This window comes from Geminocystis sp. CENA526 (assembly GCF_050753365.1).
Classification (GTDB): domain Bacteria; phylum Cyanobacteriota; class Cyanobacteriia; order Cyanobacteriales; family Cyanobacteriaceae; genus Geminocystis.
Genome location: NZ_JBLZFY010000002.1, coordinates 39627 through 56422, shown reverse-complemented (window position 1 = coordinate 56422; position 16796 = coordinate 39627). Strand labels below are relative to the sequence as shown.

Below are 16796 nucleotides of genomic sequence, written 5' to 3'. Positions count from 1 at the left end.
GATAAGCTAAAACCTATTTATTTCAATTTTTATGGTTCTTCTACTTCTCGTCGTGATAAATTATGTCTAAAAAAAGGTATCAGGTATTGGGTAGCAGGTATTAGGTTAAATTCACACTGTTAATTTAATTTATAACAATTGCATTTTTAAAATAATCAAAGCTATAGGTGATAAAGTTTGTATTAATTATTTTTTATTAATTCTTGAAAATAACTAAAACTCTTAATCTACTCCCTATTCCCTATCTCAATTAGATACCTCCTAGCTTACTGACAATGCGATTCAATTTTGCTATTTTCTATGATTAAACCACGCAAATTTACCTCTCCACAAATTAAACAAGCCGAAGCCATTAACTTAGCAGATTATTATTATAACCGTTTACCTGTTTTTGGTATTACGATCGATGATGCTAGTACTGTCGATCGAGATGACGGTATTTGGTTAGTAGAATTAAATAACGGTAACTTTGAATTGCAAATTAGTATCACAGATGTTTCGACAATAATTCCTAAAAATTCTCCCATTGACGAAGAAGCGTTTTTAAGGGTAATTACGTTATATCACACTTCACCGCCTACCCCCATGTTACCCACTCATATTAGCACTAATTTAGGCTCATTAGAACCTGAAAAAAGCAGACTAGCTTTAACAATGTTTTTTGAAATTAATAGTAATGGGGCGGTTAATTCTTTTCGCATAAAAGAAACAATTTTTACCAGTAAAAAGGCTTTTAGTTATACCGAAGTGGAAGAAATTTTAACTAATCCTCAAGATAATGCTGAAGATAAATTATTAGTCAAAATGCAGAAAGTTTCTCAATTAATTGGCAAAGCAAGGGGAGGAAATTCTGGTATTTTAACTGAAGATGGTTACTTAGATGAAGATGGTAATTTAATTCAAGAAAATGTTAATACTTACCAACTTATCGCTGAATTAATGATTCTTACTAACACTTCGATCGCCAATTTTTTAGCAGAAAATAATATTCCTGCATTATACCGCACTCAAGACGTTGGGATCACAGATTTTGAAGAAGTTAAAAAAACTATGGGACATTGTTTAGTACCTGCAATTTATTCTCCTTATGCCAAGCCCCATGTAGGATTATGCCTTATGGCTTATACTCATTTTAGCAGTCCATTACGCCGTTATATTGACTTAGTTAATCACCGTATTATTAAAGCGATTTTAAAGAAACAATCATCACCTTATACCCTAGAAGAATTAGAAAAAATCTGCAACTATATTAATGAATATAATCAGCAATTAAAAATTTCTAAAACTAAGTATATCAAGCAAAAAAAACAAGAAGAAATTAAAAATAATTTTACTAATTTAGACAAATTAAATATTAACAAAATTTCTGTAGATAATTTTTCTGATTTATTACAATATGCCGTTTTTAAGAATGCGGTAGATAAAATTTTACCTTATATTGAATCTCGTATTGATACCTTACAACCAAAAGATTTTTATTATCTCTGGTTTGTTGCTAAAATTAACCAATTTTTTGAGTATGAAAATATTAATGTTGCCTCGATTTTATTAGTAAAAAATCAAATAGATAATTCGGTTATTGACTATACATCAGAATATTGTAATGAAGATCAAAATTATTATGTCCATTGTTATATAGATGGATTAACCACAGAAAATCCTAGTCAAGATACCAAGAAAAATAAGGCTAAACAAAAGGCTGGTTTAGCCACTATTAAAGGCTATGTATTAGGGCAATTAATTTCTAAACCTATAGAAGAATCCACTATCAATGAGGAAAAAAATATTCTCTTACCTGATGTTTCTTCTCTCAATGAAAAAGAGTTTTCTAAAATGTTAGATTACTGTGTGAAAATAATCACAGAAATAGGTAAAAGAATACCGAATGTATTGCCTAAAGATTTGTATAAAATTTGGTTTCAAGCTAAAATTAATCAGTTTTTCGATCGAGATAATTTAGATGCTGTTACAGTATTATTAATTCATTCCCAATTAACCTCTTGTAATGTAGAATATCGCATTGATTATTTAGGGGATAGTAAAGAATATATCGCTTATTGTTATGTAGATGGTTTAACTCATCCTCAACCGCAATTTGACACGAAAAAAAATAAAGCCAAACAAAAGTCAGCTTTAGCCTATATCCAAAGTTATCTTCAAAATCAATTAATAGATAATAAAGAGTTATTAAGAGAAGAAATAGCTACTGAAGAAGAGACAGTTATTGAAACATTGCCAGAAAATACTAACGTTATTAATAAAGAGGAATTAGTAGAAAAAAATGTTGTTGAAGAAAATGATTTTGTCTCCAAATTATATAACTTTTGTCAATCTCATAACCTTGAATATCCTGAATATCACTTTATAAATATTGATGGCTTTTTCACCTGTAAAATTATCCTCAATTATCAAGCTAAAATTATTATCTCTTATGGCTATGGTAGAAATAAAAAAGATGCCAAAAAACGAGCTTCTAATATCTTAATGATACAGCATAATTTAATTAATAATGAGGAATGTGGAATTAAGAATTAAGAATGAAGAAATTAGAGGTGAAGGTTGTTTCTACTCCTTCATTAAAGTAACGTACGATCGCAATTATATTATCCGCATCTTTATCATTGAATACTCCATCTAAACCTTCGGGATGAATATCAGTGAAAGGGGATTCATACAAAAGGGGGGGATTCATTACCCCGTGTTGGGTTAACCAGTTGATAATTTGTTCAATAAAACGGATTTGGTTAGCACTCAGGTTGTTGTTTTCTAAATACTTACTAAAGGCTTCTTTAGCTGTGTTTTTGTCTAATCCTACCAGTTCACGAATAAAACTCTTTAGATTTCTTTTACCATACACTAACTCAAATTTATCCCTCGATTCCATTCCCTCTGAGGTGAATAACATCTTTTCTAATTCCCTTAAATCCGTTTCTGTCAGGGGTAAATTCCGTTTTAACTTGACGATCGAGATATGATCTTGATGAGCTAAGATATAATTTTGTACCTTTTTACTATATTGATGAGAACTGAAACCCGTTTGACGGTTAGGCACTGACACAGTTTCTAATTCGCCTAATTCATCCTCAAAATTAGTGCAAATAATATTTTCCTGTTGTTTATCTATAAATATCATTAAATCTCGCAGATTTACCCTCATTTCTTCCACTAGATAAACCGTTACATCTTGCCACCATGATTCTGATTGCACCTGTTCGATGAAACTTAATTTATCCTTAACAATGGGGATAGTTTTTTTATCTTCTAAACAGGCTAATAAATCCCTCACTTTATCCCGTAAGGTTTCAAAATCTTGGGTATTTTTGAGGATAGCTAACTGAATTTTTAGGCAAAGAAGATCGAAATTTTTGAGACGGGGATTTTCCACTGGTAAACTATTAGGCAGAGGGATAAGGGTATCGAGAATTATTTGCTTATCCTCTTGAGTCAAATTGTGCCATTTTTCTCGTTGACTAAAAGTCTCCACCGTTTCTAAATGGCGACGCACCAGAAAATTATTTTCTTCCATACTGGTAACGTGTTGATGTAACTCATCGAGTATTTTTTCCCTGAGATTCTCCGTTTTAACTACAGTATAAGGGTTGCTTTGAGGTTCTTTTACTCGATTTTGAGGGTTATTGACAGGAGTGGTATTTTTTTCGGCGGTGTCTAAACATTCCCATAATTCCAATTTTGCCTTTAATAGTCGAGTGTGCAAGGATTCTGAGGGGGTTTGTTCTTTTTCCTTGACTTCTTGACTAAAATAAGCAAAGTTATCACATAAATCAAAAATCAAAAATTCTGTTTTATCCCTACCTATACCGAATAAATTAGGACATAAACGAGTACCTCTACCTATCATCTGGTTAAATTTGACTTCGGAGTAAACGGGTTTGAAAAATACCAAATTTAGCACTTCTGGCACGTCCACCCCAGTATCTAACATATCCACAGAAATGGCGATTATTGGCTCTTTTTCGGGGTTTGAGAAGTCATCGAGGATACTTTGGGCATAATTGTCATGACTGTCGATAATACGGGCAAATTTGCCTTGAAAATGGGGATAATTATAGTTAAATCTCTCTTCAATAAATAGGGCGTGTTGATGATTTCTAGCAAAGATGATGGTTTTGCCGAGTCGATCGAACTGATGGACTTTTAAGCCCCAATCCATGAGGATTTCTAAGGCTTTATCAACGGTATTTTCATTAAACAACCAACGATTAAGGGCGGTAGCGTTAATTTCTTTGGGGATTTCCCCTGTTTCTTCATCATAGAATTTTTCTTCATATTCTAGTTGTTCTTCGGGAGATAATTCGTTATATTTCACCCCACTACGCAGAAATTTAAAGGGTACATTAATACCTGTGGGCGGTACTAAATAGCCGTCACTAATAGCGTCTTGTAATTCGTAGGCAAAGGTGGGATTCCCTGCTTCTAAGTCAAAAATGCGGTAGGTGTCTCGATTAATTTCGTTTCTAGGAGTGGCGGTTAAACCGATTAATAAACTATCAAAATAAGTGAACAGGGCTTGATATTTTTGGTAAATACTACGGTGAGCTTCATCTATAATCACTAAATCAAAGTAACCCACCCCGAAGGTTTTAACTTCCCCCTCAATCTCTCTACTAGGGGAGGGAGATTTATCGGTGTCGTTGTTGATGCGGTTCATCATGGTGGGGTATGTGGAAAGAATTATATTTGCACCGCTTACGTCTTTTTCTTTGGTCAAATCCACTGCTATGGCGTGGGGTAAGTGTTTCTGTATCGCTCTTTTAGCTTGGGTTAGTAATGATGTCCTGTCTGCTAAAAATAGCACTCTTTTAATCCAGTTTGCCCTCGTTAACACATCAATAAGAGCGATCGAGGTTCTAGTTTTTCCTGTACCTGTTGCCATGACTAGCAAGGCTTTACGGGCTTTTTGCTCAAAGGTTTCCGTCACTCGTTTAATGGCTTCTATTTGGTAACTTCTCCCTGCTATTTCTTGATTGGGTAGCACTATATCAAGGAGTTTAGTGTGACTACGGCGATAAATCATTCTTTGCAGTTCATCTTTTTTGAGGAAGCCTTCCACAAGGCGAGGGGGATAGTTATTGTCATCCCAAAGATAGGTTTGATAACCGTTGCTGTAAAAGATAATGGGGCGTTGGTGGAATTTGTTTTCTAAGCAGTCAGCATAGAGTTTGGCTTGTTGTTTACCTAAATTGACATCTTTTTGGGTGCGTTTGGCTTCTATTATCGCTAAGGGTAAGCCGTTATCATCCCATAAGACATAATCAATGTAGCCTTTGCCTGTGGGGTTAATGCTTTGGGGCATTCCTGTTATTTCGTACTCGGTAAAGTCGGGTTGAGTTATATCCCACCCCATTTCCTTGAGTAAGACATCGATTAAATATTTACGGGTATCCGTTTCGTTATAATCATGATTATCTTTGGAGGTACTGTTTGCCTGTTTGAGTTGAGTAATTTGGGCTTTGAGTTGGTTATATTCTGCTTCGGTCTGTTTTTGTCTTTTTTCGGCAATTCTCGCCATTTCTTGGGCTTGAGATAGTTCTTGCTCTAGTTTTTGCAGTTGGGCAACGGTTATCTCTGGGGTTACTTCAGTTTTTACCTCTGTGGGTAGGGTTTCATCTTCCCTCATCCCTATTTGTGAAGTTTGCTCTCCCTTAACTCCTATTTGTGAGGTTTGATCCCCCCTAACCCCCCTTAATAAGGGGGGGATGTATTTGAGTTTGGGGAGGTTTTTGCCGTTGGGGGAGTAGTAGCGACATAGCCAATAGAGAAAGTGGAATAATTCCTGTGTAATATAAATTGCGTCTTTTTCGGTGATTTTATCGTTACTGTGGACGGCACTATTCCCGATTTTGTGAATCATACGAACTTTTGGGAAGAGGTTGGGGGGAAGGTTATCTTTAAATGTCTGTTCGTGAATTAATGCCCCTAAACTATCATCGTAGGGTAATTTTAAGTAGGGATCATTATCATATAGCCAAATAACGGCTTGTTCAAGGGTATAACGGGCATAAAAGCAACAGGCACGACGATCGATCGGGGCGAGGTTTTCGACACGGGTGGCACTTTCGTAAATTTCGGGAAAGTCGGTGGTTAAAAAGTCGAAGTTTGATGTCATGGCTAGTTACCAGTTATTCTAGGTTTTCTAAATCCGTAATTGTATAAACTCTTTGAAGTCTTAATTCAGCATTATTGTATTTGTATTGATGGTATTCTTGACGGATTTCTTCTAAGGCTTCTAAGCGTTTTTCGTAAGGTTGTTGTTGCCAATAGTTAAAGTCGCTTTTTTGTTGTTTGAGTTTTATTTTGGTGATTACTTTTTCCATTGGATTTGATTCATAAAGTATGCTTATTGTGTTGTTCTATTCTAAATTTTACGGCATCGATGAGATTTGGTGGGGCAATGGGATAATATTTTTCTTCGTAGGCTTCCACTAGGGTGGTAAGTACATCCAATTCGTCAAATTCTGGGGTATTTGGCATGGCTTCCATTAGCTGTTCAATTCTGGCGAGGGTTTCTTGGTAATCTTGTTCGTTTCTGAGGGGTTTAATGGTTGTGGTGTGCATGGTTTTAATCTTTGATTTCTACGGTGTTAGCGATAAAAATTCATCAGGTTTAATAATCTTAATCTCTCGAAAAGGATTTAACACTAACAAGTCTTTGTCTCCAGTGATGATATATTCAGCTTTACCGCTTACTGCTAATTCTAAATACTTATTATCTTTCGGATCTCGACAATCTATAATCGTTTCAGTAGGATTTATTTTATCAGCAAGTTCTAATAAGTCGTTCAATAATTCTTGTCTGGTAGTTAAAGATAAATAACGATCGAATTTGTCTCTTTGAATAACATTTTTAAGTTCATTAATTATCGATTCAGATAGTAAGATTATTCCGCAAATTTTAACTTTTTCTAATGCGAGACGAGGTTGACTTTTTTTAAACAAAAATGCACTAATAATTACGTTACAATCGAAAACAAACTTTGATTTATTCATCTTCAGCTAAGATTGATTCTAATATTTCAGGTGTTAATCCATTAGCTTCTGCTTCATCACTTGCTTTATCCATCGTTGCCGATAATTTCAATGATGCTTGTTGTCTTTTTTCGTCTAATGCTTCATTTAAAATGTTTATTAATATTTCGGGTGTTAATCCTCTAGCTTGAGCTTTCATACTGATTTCGTCCATTAATTCACTTAGTTTATCATTAGATTTTTGTCTGACATTTTCTAGTTCTAAGTTGATGATTTTTGTCAGTTTTTGTTCTATATTTTCTCGATCTTCTTCTGAGATACTGTTATATCTTAAGGCTATTTCTTTGGGCAAATTGATGGTTATTTGTTCCATTTTATTCTCTCTAGTAAGTTATTTCTTATCTGACAATTATACAATTTCTATTTTCATTTTATGCTGTTAATGTTACTGGAGTTAGGCGATAAATACGGGCTAGTTGGGTGGCGGTTTTTAAGTCGTTGTTTTGCAAGGCAAGGCGTAGGTTATCGAGTTTTTCGGCTTCTTGGAGGGATAGGTAAGGAAACCAATCTTCTTCGGTGTAGGTAAGGGTAATCTCAATTTCGGCAATGTATTCCCCTTGACGGATAATTTTTGTTTGGGTTTTTGTGTTATTCATCGGGGGGTTTAACTGGCGTTAGTCATTAATTCGGCGATTAGGGGTTTATCTTGGGCTAATTGACGCAGGTTTAGCACGGAAAAGCCGATAATCTTTCCTTCTAAATCCACTCTCTCCATCAGGTTATCGTTGTCGGTTTCTCTCATATAACCACTGACGGGAGAAAATTGTACTTCTAAAAAGTCGGCTTCGCTGTCGTAGTAAATTTTTAGGGTATTCATAATAAAATTTCTTGTTTACGACTGGTTAATATATCCTCTGAGGTAAGGGGTTTTATCACTGAAATAGGCACGGTAACAACTCTGAGGGATTCTCCGAGGGCGTTAAATATTTCTAAGATACAGCCTGTTTCTCCTCCTGTGGGATGTGGTACGAAATCAACTAGGGTTGCTATGTCTCCTTGTTTTAGTTGTTGTTGTGGAATGTCACGGGTTAGGGTTATTTCTTGATATAGTTCAATATTCATGGTGTTATCCTCGATAAGGTTTTAGGGTTATAAATTGAAATTCTTGATCTATTTCTCTTCTTAACCAAATTGTAACAACGGTTAAGTTTTGATTATTGACTCCTTTTAATTCTCCAATTACTTGGTAATATGTACCGTATTGATCTGTTATATCTTCTTTGGCTTCATTTTCTCTAATGATTTGCTGTATTGCTAATTTTAATAGTTGCCAATTATCAAGAGTAAATCCTGCTTGTGCTAAATATTTTGATTTATCATTTCTCGGTTTAAAGATTAATAAATATCTGGTGATTTTAGCTTTTGGGATAATGGCATTTTCGGGAATTTTCATCTTTTATAACTCTCCTTTGAATGCCCTCTGCAATAAGGAGTTGAATAAGTTTTCTGATTCTTGTAATGACTTTACATAGTTATTTGCAGTTTTTTGAATCATGATGCTATATTGGATAAACTTTTCTTGAAGTTCTTTAGGTGGTATTGGTATAGAAATCGATTCTAATCCCTGTTGACTTATAGTATATTGACCTGCGGATGTTTTGATATAGCTTTCAATGATTTTTTTCCCATAACTATTATTAAAAACAAAGGCTAAATATTCAGTTTTTAAGTTTGCTTTTGTTTGAATACGAATAATATGGTCATTGTGATAAACATCTTCTTGGAAACCATTATATACAGCACATCTTCCAACATATTCTTTATTACCATTTACTCTAATAAATAGTAAGTCACCTTTTTGTAATTGATACCGTTTTTGCTCCGATAATTCTAACGGAATTCTATTTGGTTCAGAAAAATCGATTTTCCCTGCTTTTATATCTTGTAATCTCAATACAATATTACCAACATTATCGAATATTTTTCTTCTTCTACTCAAACCATTATTACAATGTAGAATATACTCTCCTAATTTTACTACATCCCAACCTTTAGGATTAGTAACGGGATCTCCAAACATATCGAGGAAGATGGACTTTTGCAGTTGTTCGGTGAGTGCGATCGAGCTTTTCCTTTTCTTCACGATTTCATCCGCCTTATCCAATATCTGGGCTATCCTACGTTGAAGTTCGATCGATGGTAAAGGGATTTTTACATTTCTGAGAAAAGTTGCCGATAAATTTTTTTGCGTGACACCATTTGCTAAGTATAGAAATTCATTTTTTTTTCCTAATAACCAGTAATATAAATATCGATCATATAATTTACTTTGATCCTTAATATTTATTCCTAAAATTGCTTGATTAGTAGAAACTTTAACTTCTGTAAATGCCATTTTGCCAACAGATCCATACATAGCAAAAAGTAAAGTACCTTCATCAAAAATTCTATTACGAATTGCTTTTAAACCTTTCTCTGTTATTGTTTCTTCCGTTGTAAATAAAGTGCCATTAGAGGCTTCTATATCTGAAATTTTAGCCCAAGGAATTGAACCACCATAATTATCTTTTTCATTTCTTGATGGAGTGCCTCCGCTTTTAATTTCACATATATCGCTAAGTTTTACAAGGTCATATTTTTCTTTCATCCGTGACATCTCCCATTAAAAAATAAATGATATTAAGAAGTAAAAATTTGATTGATTAAATCGTCTTTAGTCAGATCAAAATGATTAGCCACATCTCTCAGAATAGAGTTTAGAGTGCCAATTTTGAGGGGTTTATGGGCTGGAATAGTTACATGATGTTCTCCATTTTCTTGAGTAGTTAAACGAATATGACTACCCGTTTGATGACTAACTTCATAACCTAAAATTTTTAAGGCTTTTACTAAGTCAGAACCAGATAAATTTCTCGGTAATTTCACGAAGCAATAACCTCATCTCTGACGATATGTAAACGGATAATTTGGGGACGATTTTGAGCATCGGGAAAATGACAATGAACAGCGTCTCTTATTTCAGTTTTTAACTCTTCTAAAGTATCAGCTTCCGTAAAAATTGATTCCCCTAAAGCCTGAGCAATATAACCCCCTTCCGTTGCTTCTTCCACTAAGAAAATAATCTCTTTCACTGGGGATAAATTAGTTGTTATAGTCATCTTATTTAATCTCGGTAAAAACTTGAATTATGAATATTTTTAAAATGTAAATTTGACTTTTTACTGGGGTTAATTTGGAGGCAAAAGGTAAGACAAAAACTTAAGCCACTTGTTGCCGTGCCTGTTGCCTAAACTCATCTAACAAGAGGAAAAACTGATCAAAACCTGCCTTTTCATCATGACAAGAAAGCATAATCAACTTAGCCCAACTGGTGACACTTCGCACCCCCAGACGTTGCTGTAACCAAGGCTGAAAACCATCATAAAATAACTCCTCCTCCTCATCTAAATCCACATCCATTTCACCTCTAGCAAACTCATAACCCACGAGAAACATAAATAGATCACTCACAGAAGGACGACCTAAATATATCCCCGGTGCTTCTTTTATCTTGTTTAAGATTTCATATAAATTAGTCATATAGTTTTCAATTTTGATTTAAAAATAATTCTATCTCCTTCGCTTTTTTGTGCCATGTATCAGATTTATTTAATAATGCTAAAAAAGCAGAAGTATCAACAAAAACTTTTTTCATTAATTTGCCCGTTTAGGTGTACCGTGAATATAATGATCATGTTGTTCAGCTAAATCAGTTATACCTGTTTCTATTTGACATTCATCTAATACTTGAGAAAGTTTATCCCAATCATTAAGCTCAGTATTATTATTTTCTGATACTTGTAAATTATCTATCATTAATAGAGCAATTTTTTCTTGCTCAGATTCAGGTAAAGATTTAACGAGTTCGATCGCACTTTCTAATAAATTATTCATAAAATTAATCTCCTTTATTTAACAACAAAATTGCACCTTCTAAACTACGTTTTGCCTTTGCTAAAAGTAATTTTTGTTCCTTATTCATAGAGTAATCCCTTCTCGTCGTATATTAAGCAAAAAAGGAGTATTATCTTTTTCAAAAGACTCTTGAGAAATAAAAGCACGGGATATAACAGTATCATATTGCAAGGATAAATCACAAATTAAATCGCTAGTATTATTTAACTCTTGACGATAATTAAAAGCCCTTTTAAGAACTATTAGAATATCAATATCCGAATATTTTTCAGCATCACCTCTAGCCTGTGAACCATATAAAATTAGTTGATGTAAATCCTCTTGATAATATTGAGAAAACCATGCTTTTAGTGAAATAATAATTTCATTGAGTTGTAAATGTTTCATAATTAAACCCTCTTGAGCAAATCATAATACAAACTATTTAGCATACATCAATTTGCCTTTCGGTTGAGGAATATCTCGCCCGAACTCTTGAGCCGTTTCTAACCATTCTTGAATAATCACCTCAGCATTACTAACAGCCTCTTGATAGGTTTTACCGTCTGCCATACATCCTGCTAACTCTGGCACTTCGACAATAAAGCAATCATCCATCTCACTCCAGTAAATGATTAACTCATACTTAATTGACATCGCTATCCCCCAAATTATACTTGCCAAGGACGATCGCACTTTCTAGTAAATTATTCATAAAATTAATCTCCTTTTTAAAATTTTTTCTTTAATCCAGCCTGTTTACAAATTTGATTAGCAGTGATTCTGTCAAAAATGTTGTGTCGTTTCACGGGGATGGTAGTCGTATTATTTGTATAAATAGAGTGATTTCCCCCTTCCCGCAAAAGATAAAAACCATTATCTTCCAAGTATTGAATTAAATCCCTTCTTTTTACCGACATTAAGCAACCTCAATAAATAAACTTTCAATAATGTCACTGTCATTTAAAGGGATAGTTTTACCTTGCAGTTGATAAGCTAAAATCATCTCATTTAAAGCATCCTCAAGCATTAAACGACACTCAGTCAGACTTTTTCCTTCCGTCACCACCTCTTGCCATTCCATAATTTGCCCCATATAGCCAGAGGGGATTTTAGTATATTTAGCAGTGTATTTATATTTCATAATATGATTAAACCCTAATTAGTAATTTTATCATTGCCCAACATTTCCTCCAAAAGTTCCAAATCCCCCATAATTTCCGCCTCCATCAGCTTCAGCTTACCTAAAATCACCCTAGGAGACTCATAACTAACCTCCTCATACTCCACCTCCTTATAACGATTGATAGACAAATCATAACCATTTTTGACTATTTCCTCCTTCGACACAAAGAAAGCCTTAGCCGTGCGGTTAGTATCCTTGTCTATATCTCGACTATGCCACTTACTGATAATGTCGGGAATATCGTTTTCCTCTACAGGGATACGTTTATCATCCAAAGATAAACCATCGGCAGACATATCATAAAACCACACCGCATCAGTACCACCAACCCCCGTCTTAGTAAACATCAGCACCGCCGTAGAAACTCCAGCATAGGGCTTAAAAACTCCTGAAGGCATGGAGATAACCCCATCCAACTTATGACTCTCTACCAACGTCTGACGCAGGGCTTTATGGGCATTAGAAGAACCAAATAACACCCCGTCAGGCACAATTACCGCCGCTCTTCCCCCCTTCTTCAACAACCGCAGAAATAACGCCCCAAATAATAACTCTGTCTTTTTGGTACTAATTACTTTCGTTAAATCCTTAGCGATCGTATTAGCCTCCAAAGAACCCTTAAAAGGAGGATTAGCTAAGATTAAAGTAAAGGCTTCCGATACCTCTGAATGCTCTTGGGCTAAAGAATCCCGTGCCTCAATTTTCGGGTCTTCAATACCGTGTAACATCATATTCATACTACCTATTCTTAACATGGTAGCATCGAAGTCAAAACCGTGAAACATCTCCTCGTTAAAATGCTTACGGTTGTCAGGGTTATGCAAAACATAATTACCCTCACTATCCTTTTTCTGACGTAGATATTCTGCTACCGCCACCAAAAAGCCTCCTGTACCACAAGCAGGGTCACAAATTACCTCATGGGGGGAAGGATTCATTAACTCCACCATCATCTTAATAATATGACGAGGAGTGCGAAACTGCCCATTAGTTCCTGCGGTGGTGAGCTTTGAAAGCATATACTCATACAAATCCCCCTGTAAATCGATGTAGGTTTTATCCTGAGAATCATTAGCTTGTTTCGTCAGTAACTCAAGCATTTGGTCAACCTGTTCCACTACATTCGCCAATAAAGCGGGGTTAGCGATTAAAAATACTGCATCCTTCATGTGTTGGGCATAAGCCCCCCCTTCCCTACCGATGGTTTTGATAAAAGGAAAAGCGGAATCCCTGACGGTGACTAACATATCCGAAGGGTTTTGATTTTTGAATACTGACCAACGACAATGATTATTTTCTGGGGTAAAGGTGGGATTGTCTAAAGTACCTCCTAACCGTTTTATCTTCTTCTCTTGGGCTAATTGTAAGTCATCTAAACGTTTGATAAAAAGTAGGTACGATATTTGCTCTATTACTGAAAGGGGATTACTAATACCGTTATTCCAAAACGTTGTCCACAATTTATCAACTTTAGATTTTAATTCGCCTGTAATCATTTATCTGGATACCTTTATTTTTGCTGATGATTTCCATTATCCTTGATGACAAAATAATTATCAATCGCTCATAACAATTATTTTCTGATGTTAGGGCAAGTTTATCTTTTATTTCACTATTGTAGAGTTTAGTGAGAGTTAAAAGTTCAGAAGACCCGAAGCCTACGCCCATCATAAGCATCCCGTATTGCTGCTACTTTCCAGTCCTGACAAGGTTTGAGCGTCACGATCGCATAAGTTCGAGTCAATCCCCATTATAACAGATATTGTCTATTTTTTACAAGGTAGCGAGGGAAATAAAAAAATTTGTTCAAAAAATGACAAGTGGTCAAAGTTCATTGTATGATGATTAGATAGAAAAAATTTAAAAGAAAAACAATGACTAAGAAACTAGGTTTATTATTATCCTCTTTATTGTTAGCCGTTACCATGATGTTTAGTGCGGTTAGCCCTGCCCATGCCGACACCGTAGAAGTAAAAATGGGTGCGGATAATGGAATGTTAGCTTTCCAACCTGCAAAAGTAACCATCAAAGCTGGTGATACCGTTAAATGGGTAAACAATAAACTCGCACCTCACAACGTAGTTTTTAATATTTCAGCTAAAAATGCTGATAAATTAAGCCATAAAGGATTGGCATTTTCCGCAGGAGAATCCTTTGAAGCTACTTTTACCGATCCCGGTGAATACACATACTACTGTGAGCCTCATCGTGGTGCTGGAATGGTAGGAACTATTACTGTAGAATAGACTTCTCCAAAAGCGAAGATATTTACACCGTAGAACGGGCATTTTGCCCGTATTAGAAAATATATCACCGTAGAACGGGCATCTTGCCTGTATTAGAAAATATATCTAAAGATGTATTGTATATAGAATTTAGAATGTAGAATTTGATTATTTTCCCTCTTCTAAACTATTACCAGAGATTTCGATCGCATCTACTTCGATCGTACCTAGGGGAGTTTGTCGAATAAATTTACTGTTTTCTACCCTTAATAATTCGCCACAATTAGGGCAACGAGTTTCGGTATTATTTAAGCCCGTAAAGGTATGATTACAAACAGGACATTCATCTTGAATGAGGTTTCTTTTCAACCACCAACGAAAAGCCCAAACACCAATAATCGGCGTAATAATTAGTAAGGCAATGAAGATTAAAAAGCCATTTACTACCCATTGTAGCCCGATCGAGCCTAAAATTAAACTAGCAAGAATGAAAGTTAATAAACAACCTAAACCTGAATTATTAATACTAATGATTTTATTTTGAAAATTTCTTTTCACTGTTTTTTTTGTTCTAAAAGTTGTACGTCACCATAACGAGAATTGCTGACTATTCATATATAAATAACAAATTTAGTTGAATTGTTACTAATTTTTTATTAATTCTTTACCTATTCCCTCTTCCCTTTCCCCTCTCTCAATCAGTAAACTTGGATGTTCTAGCTTAACTCTATTCAAAAGTTATTCTCAATTAGAGCCTAATAGTTGCAAATGGGGTAAAAACAAAAGTATGATAGAGACAAAATAATTTTTCTTCCCCCTAGTGATTATGTCTTCAGATACTACTGCATCCATTAAAAAAAAGCTCAATTCCAGAGGTTGGCGAATGACTCCCCAACGGGAAAAAATCCTTCAAGTATTTAATAATTTACCCCAAGGAAATCATCTCAGTGCCGAAGAATTATATAAATTGTTGGAAGAAGAAGGAGAAAATATCAGTTTATCTACCATCTATCGTAGTGTAAAATTGATGACTAAAATGCGAGTTTTGCGTGAATTAGAATTAGCTGAAGGTCATAAACACTATGAATTAAATCATCCTTATCCCCACCATCATCATCATATTGTTTGTGTTCAGTGTAACAAGACGATCGAATTTCAAGATGATTCTATTCTTAAACATAGCTTAAAACAATGTCAGAAAGAGGAGTTTCAATTAATTGATTGCCAGTTGACAGTAACAACTATTTGTCAAGAAGCCCTTGAAATGGGGTGGCCTTCTACTCTCCCCTCTAATTGGTATTGTAGCCGTGCGATCGCTGAAGGTCAACATAAACATAGATAAAGTAGAACACATCTCACTTTACTGGTTCGGGTAGGGCAATGGGCAATGGTTTTAATGGTTTTAGCTTTCTGATTTATTCAGCAAACCCTAAATAACATAATCTGCTAAAAATTAAACCTGCTACCTGATACCTGATACCTGCTTCAGTTGGATATTCTTACATCGAACTGAGGTTATATTATGCCCCTACCAACCAATTAAAATACTTTTATACTATCAATGAGTTAATATGTGGACTGAAATTGTTAATAATATTGTTAAACATACCGATTCTGCTTTTACCTTAACTAATTATCGATCGATGGGGGGCGGATGTATCAATCAGGCTTATCAACTTATTGGGAAGGATATTAGTTATTTTGTCAAGTTAAATCGTGCCTCACAGGTAGCAATGTTTGAGGCGGAGGCTATGGCTTTAGAAGAAATGTATCAAACAAAAACAATTCTTGTGCCGAAACCGATTTGTCATGGTGTATCGGGCAATGATTCCTATTTAGTCTTAGAATATCTTAACTTAGGACGGGGTGAGGTTCGATCGTGGCAATCAATGGGTAAAAACTTGGCTATGTTACATCAATATCAGGTAAATAAACCTTTTGGATGGTATATCAATAATACGATCGGCTCTACACCGCAAATTAATGATTGGGGGGATAATTGGGCTAATTTTTTTGCTGAAAAAAGAATCGGTTATCAACTCACATTGGCAAATCGGCGAGGAGGCAATTTTAAAAACAGTCAAGAAATTATTGACAGGGTTCGATCGAGCCTATCTAATCATAATCCCTTACCGTCCTTAGTTCACGGAGATTTGTGGTCGGGAAATGCAGGATTTACAGATACAGGGGAAGCGACTATATTTGATCCTGCGTGTTATTATGGCGATCGAGAAGTGGATATTGCCATGACAGAATTATTTGGTGGCTTTCCTTCTGCTTTTTATGAGGCTTATAATCAACAATGGCGTTTAGACAGTGGTTATGCGCAACGCAAAAATATTTATAACTTGTATCATATTCTCAATCACTTTAACTTATTTGGAGGCGGTTACGAATCTCAAGCAAAAAGAATGATTCAACAATTTTTTCCCGTGAATTTTGATACTATGAAGCTATGATATTTT

General features: G+C 35.0%; 24 protein-coding genes and 1 other RNA gene. 4 read left to right on the top strand and 21 right to left on the bottom strand.

All coding sequences use genetic code 11. From position 1 onward, the window contains the following. Nucleotides 1–300 precede the first annotated feature (300 nt). Nucleotides 301–2535, top strand: coding sequence for an RNB domain-containing ribonuclease (locus tag ACN4EE_RS01045; protein ID WP_431704536.1), 2235 nt, complete (start codon nucleotides 301–303; stop codon nucleotides 2533–2535). Here ACN4EE_RS01045 and ACN4EE_RS01040 read toward each other — a convergent pair. From ACN4EE_RS01040 to ffs, 20 genes are all read right to left on the bottom strand, one after another. Beyond that, complete coding sequence (locus ACN4EE_RS01040) at nucleotides 2525–6127, bottom strand: DEAD/DEAH box helicase family protein (protein ID WP_431704535.1); 3603 nt, start codon at nucleotides 6125–6127, stop codon at nucleotides 2525–2527. The genes ACN4EE_RS01045 and ACN4EE_RS01040 overlap by 11 nt on opposite strands. 13 nt (nucleotides 6128–6140) lie before the next feature. Next, nucleotides 6141–6335: a hypothetical protein gene (locus ACN4EE_RS01035; protein WP_431704534.1), complete on the bottom strand. Its 195-nt coding sequence runs from the start codon at nucleotides 6333–6335 to the stop codon at nucleotides 6141–6143. 10 nt (nucleotides 6336–6345) lie between these two features. Continuing rightward, nucleotides 6346–6576 carry a helix-turn-helix domain-containing protein gene (locus ACN4EE_RS01030; RefSeq protein ID WP_431704533.1) on the bottom strand — a complete coding sequence of 77 codons (231 nt, stop codon included), beginning with the start codon at nucleotides 6574–6576 and terminating at the stop codon, nucleotides 6346–6348. Between the two features lie 18 nt (nucleotides 6577–6594). Further along, nucleotides 6595–7008: a putative toxin-antitoxin system toxin component, PIN family gene (locus tag ACN4EE_RS01025; protein WP_431704532.1), complete on the bottom strand. Its 414-nt coding sequence runs from the start codon at nucleotides 7006–7008 to the stop codon at nucleotides 6595–6597. Beyond that, nucleotides 7001–7360, bottom strand: a complete 360-nt coding sequence (locus tag ACN4EE_RS01020; protein ID WP_431704531.1) for a hypothetical protein — start codon at nucleotides 7358–7360, stop codon at nucleotides 7001–7003. Before ACN4EE_RS01020 ends, ACN4EE_RS01025 begins: the two co-directional genes overlap by 8 nt. Before the next feature lie 58 nt (nucleotides 7361–7418). Beyond that, nucleotides 7419–7643, bottom strand: coding sequence for a hypothetical protein (locus ACN4EE_RS01015; protein WP_431704530.1), 225 nt, complete (start codon nucleotides 7641–7643; stop codon nucleotides 7419–7421). Between the two features lie 8 nt (nucleotides 7644–7651). Then, nucleotides 7652–7864 (bottom strand): DUF2283 domain-containing protein, encoded by a 213-nt coding sequence (locus ACN4EE_RS01010; RefSeq protein WP_431704529.1) that lies wholly within the window; start codon nucleotides 7862–7864, stop codon nucleotides 7652–7654. Then, complete coding sequence (locus ACN4EE_RS01005) at nucleotides 7861–8109, bottom strand: DUF4926 domain-containing protein (protein WP_431704528.1); 249 nt, start codon at nucleotides 8107–8109, stop codon at nucleotides 7861–7863. The genes ACN4EE_RS01010 and ACN4EE_RS01005 overlap by 4 nt, the downstream gene beginning before the upstream one ends. A 4-nt stretch (nucleotides 8110–8113) precedes the next feature. Next, nucleotides 8114–8440 (bottom strand): DUF6883 domain-containing protein, encoded by a 327-nt coding sequence (locus ACN4EE_RS01000; RefSeq protein WP_431704527.1) that lies wholly within the window; start codon nucleotides 8438–8440, stop codon nucleotides 8114–8116. Nucleotides 8441–8443: 3 nt separating this feature from the next. Further along, nucleotides 8444–9634 carry a restriction endonuclease subunit S gene (locus tag ACN4EE_RS00995; RefSeq protein ID WP_431704526.1) on the bottom strand — a complete coding sequence of 397 codons (1191 nt, stop codon included), beginning with the start codon at nucleotides 9632–9634 and terminating at the stop codon, nucleotides 8444–8446. 32 nt (nucleotides 9635–9666) lie between these two features. After that, nucleotides 9667–9912: a type II toxin-antitoxin system HicA family toxin gene (locus tag ACN4EE_RS00990; RefSeq protein ID WP_431704525.1), complete on the bottom strand. Its 246-nt coding sequence runs from the start codon at nucleotides 9910–9912 to the stop codon at nucleotides 9667–9669. After that, entirely contained in the window at nucleotides 9909–10145 is a 237-nt protein-coding gene (locus ACN4EE_RS00985) for a 2-oxoisovalerate dehydrogenase (protein ID WP_431704524.1), read from the bottom strand. The genes ACN4EE_RS00990 and ACN4EE_RS00985 overlap by 4 nt, the downstream gene beginning before the upstream one ends. Nucleotides 10146–10245: 100 nt before the next feature. After that, on the bottom strand, nucleotides 10246–10566 hold the full coding sequence (locus ACN4EE_RS00980) for a hypothetical protein (RefSeq protein WP_431704523.1): 321 nt from the start codon (nucleotides 10564–10566) through the stop codon (nucleotides 10246–10248). Between the two features lie 114 nt (nucleotides 10567–10680). Continuing rightward, entirely contained in the window at nucleotides 10681–10920 is a 240-nt protein-coding gene (locus ACN4EE_RS00975) for a hypothetical protein (RefSeq protein ID WP_431704522.1), read from the bottom strand. Nucleotides 10921–11004: 84 nt separating this feature from the next. Beyond that, a complete protein-coding gene (locus ACN4EE_RS00970) occupies nucleotides 11005–11328 on the bottom strand; it encodes a nucleotidyltransferase domain-containing protein (protein ID WP_431704521.1) in 324 nt (107 codons plus the stop codon). A gap of 33 nt (nucleotides 11329–11361) precedes the next feature. Beyond that, nucleotides 11362–11577 carry a type II toxin-antitoxin system HicB family antitoxin gene (locus ACN4EE_RS00965; protein WP_431704520.1) on the bottom strand — a complete coding sequence of 72 codons (216 nt, stop codon included), beginning with the start codon at nucleotides 11575–11577 and terminating at the stop codon, nucleotides 11362–11364. Between the two features lie 74 nt (nucleotides 11578–11651). Then, nucleotides 11652–11840 carry a type II toxin-antitoxin system HicA family toxin gene (locus tag ACN4EE_RS00960; RefSeq protein WP_431704519.1) on the bottom strand — a complete coding sequence of 63 codons (189 nt, stop codon included), beginning with the start codon at nucleotides 11838–11840 and terminating at the stop codon, nucleotides 11652–11654. Beyond that, a complete protein-coding gene (locus tag ACN4EE_RS00955; RefSeq protein ID WP_431704518.1) occupies nucleotides 11840–12064 on the bottom strand; it encodes a type II toxin-antitoxin system HicB family antitoxin in 225 nt (74 codons plus the stop codon). The genes ACN4EE_RS00960 and ACN4EE_RS00955 overlap by 1 nt, the downstream gene beginning before the upstream one ends. Nucleotides 12065–12078: 14 nt before the next feature. Next, a complete protein-coding gene (locus tag ACN4EE_RS00950; RefSeq protein ID WP_431704517.1) occupies nucleotides 12079–13602 on the bottom strand; it encodes a type I restriction-modification system subunit M in 1524 nt (507 codons plus the stop codon). A gap of 149 nt (nucleotides 13603–13751) precedes the next feature. Further along, an RNA gene (gene ffs / locus ACN4EE_RS00945) (signal recognition particle sRNA small type) lies at nucleotides 13752–13848 on the bottom strand. A gap of 132 nt (nucleotides 13849–13980) precedes the next feature. Between ffs and petE the strand changes: the two genes are divergently transcribed. Further along, complete coding sequence (petE, locus tag ACN4EE_RS00940) at nucleotides 13981–14352, top strand: plastocyanin (protein ID WP_431704516.1); 372 nt, start codon at nucleotides 13981–13983, stop codon at nucleotides 14350–14352. A 147-nt stretch (nucleotides 14353–14499) separates the two neighbouring features. Here petE and ACN4EE_RS00935 read toward each other — a convergent pair whose 3' ends face one another. Then, nucleotides 14500–14889, bottom strand: coding sequence for a hypothetical protein (locus tag ACN4EE_RS00935; protein WP_431704515.1), 390 nt, complete (start codon nucleotides 14887–14889; stop codon nucleotides 14500–14502). A 268-nt stretch (nucleotides 14890–15157) separates the two neighbouring features. On the opposite strand from ACN4EE_RS00935, the gene ACN4EE_RS00930 reads away from it, so the two are divergent. Together ACN4EE_RS00930 and ACN4EE_RS00925 are read left to right on the top strand one after the other, a co-directional pair. Next, a complete protein-coding gene (locus ACN4EE_RS00930; protein ID WP_431704514.1) occupies nucleotides 15158–15673 on the top strand; it encodes a transcriptional repressor in 516 nt (171 codons plus the stop codon). A 229-nt stretch (nucleotides 15674–15902) separates the two neighbouring features. Then, nucleotides 15903–16790, top strand: a complete 888-nt coding sequence (locus tag ACN4EE_RS00925) for a fructosamine kinase family protein (RefSeq protein ID WP_431704513.1) — start codon at nucleotides 15903–15905, stop codon at nucleotides 16788–16790. Nucleotides 16791–16796: the final 6 nt, after the last annotated feature.

Coding starts and splice junctions, on each gene's coding strand:
- ACN4EE_RS01005 (WP_431704528.1), bottom strand. CDS start 8,109: ATGAATATTGAACTATATCAAGAAATAACCCTAACCCGTGACATTCCA.
- ACN4EE_RS00950 (WP_431704517.1), bottom strand. CDS start 13,602: ATGATTACAGGCGAATTAAAATCTAAAGTTGATAAATTGTGGACAACG.
- ACN4EE_RS00975 (WP_431704522.1), bottom strand. CDS start 10,920: ATGAATAATTTATTAGAAAGTGCGATCGAACTCGTTAAATCTTTACCT.
- ACN4EE_RS00925 (WP_431704513.1), top strand. CDS start 15,903: ATGTGGACTGAAATTGTTAATAATATTGTTAAACATACCGATTCTGCT.
- ACN4EE_RS01020 (WP_431704531.1), bottom strand. CDS start 7,360: ATGGAACAAATAACCATCAATTTGCCCAAAGAAATAGCCTTAAGATAT.
- ACN4EE_RS00985 (WP_431704524.1), bottom strand. CDS start 10,145: ATGACTATAACAACTAATTTATCCCCAGTGAAAGAGATTATTTTCTTA.
- ACN4EE_RS01040 (WP_431704535.1), bottom strand. CDS start 6,127: ATGACATCAAACTTCGACTTTTTAACCACCGACTTTCCCGAAATTTAC.
- ACN4EE_RS00930 (WP_431704514.1), top strand. CDS start 15,158: ATGTCTTCAGATACTACTGCATCCATTAAAAAAAAGCTCAATTCCAGA.
- ACN4EE_RS00960 (WP_431704519.1), bottom strand. CDS start 11,840: ATGTCGGTAAAAAGAAGGGATTTAATTCAATACTTGGAAGATAATGGT.
- ACN4EE_RS01045 (WP_431704536.1), top strand. CDS start 301: ATGATTAAACCACGCAAATTTACCTCTCCACAAATTAAACAAGCCGAA.
- ACN4EE_RS00955 (WP_431704518.1), bottom strand. CDS start 12,064: ATGAAATATAAATACACTGCTAAATATACTAAAATCCCCTCTGGCTAT.
- ACN4EE_RS00980 (WP_431704523.1), bottom strand. CDS start 10,566: ATGACTAATTTATATGAAATCTTAAACAAGATAAAAGAAGCACCGGGG.
- ACN4EE_RS01015 (WP_431704530.1), bottom strand. CDS start 7,643: ATGAATAACACAAAAACCCAAACAAAAATTATCCGTCAAGGGGAATAC.
- petE (WP_431704516.1), top strand. CDS start 13,981: ATGACTAAGAAACTAGGTTTATTATTATCCTCTTTATTGTTAGCCGTT.
- ACN4EE_RS01010 (WP_431704529.1), bottom strand. CDS start 7,864: ATGAATACCCTAAAAATTTACTACGACAGCGAAGCCGACTTTTTAGAA.
- ACN4EE_RS01000 (WP_431704527.1), bottom strand. CDS start 8,440: ATGAAAATTCCCGAAAATGCCATTATCCCAAAAGCTAAAATCACCAGA.
- ACN4EE_RS00995 (WP_431704526.1), bottom strand. CDS start 9,634: ATGAAAGAAAAATATGACCTTGTAAAACTTAGCGATATATGTGAAATT.
- ACN4EE_RS00965 (WP_431704520.1), bottom strand. CDS start 11,577: ATGTCAATTAAGTATGAGTTAATCATTTACTGGAGTGAGATGGATGAT.
- ACN4EE_RS01035 (WP_431704534.1), bottom strand. CDS start 6,335: ATGGAAAAAGTAATCACCAAAATAAAACTCAAACAACAAAAAAGCGAC.
- ACN4EE_RS01025 (WP_431704532.1), bottom strand. CDS start 7,008: ATGAATAAATCAAAGTTTGTTTTCGATTGTAACGTAATTATTAGTGCA.
- ACN4EE_RS01030 (WP_431704533.1), bottom strand. CDS start 6,576: ATGCACACCACAACCATTAAACCCCTCAGAAACGAACAAGATTACCAA.
- ACN4EE_RS00970 (WP_431704521.1), bottom strand. CDS start 11,328: ATGAAACATTTACAACTCAATGAAATTATTATTTCACTAAAAGCATGG.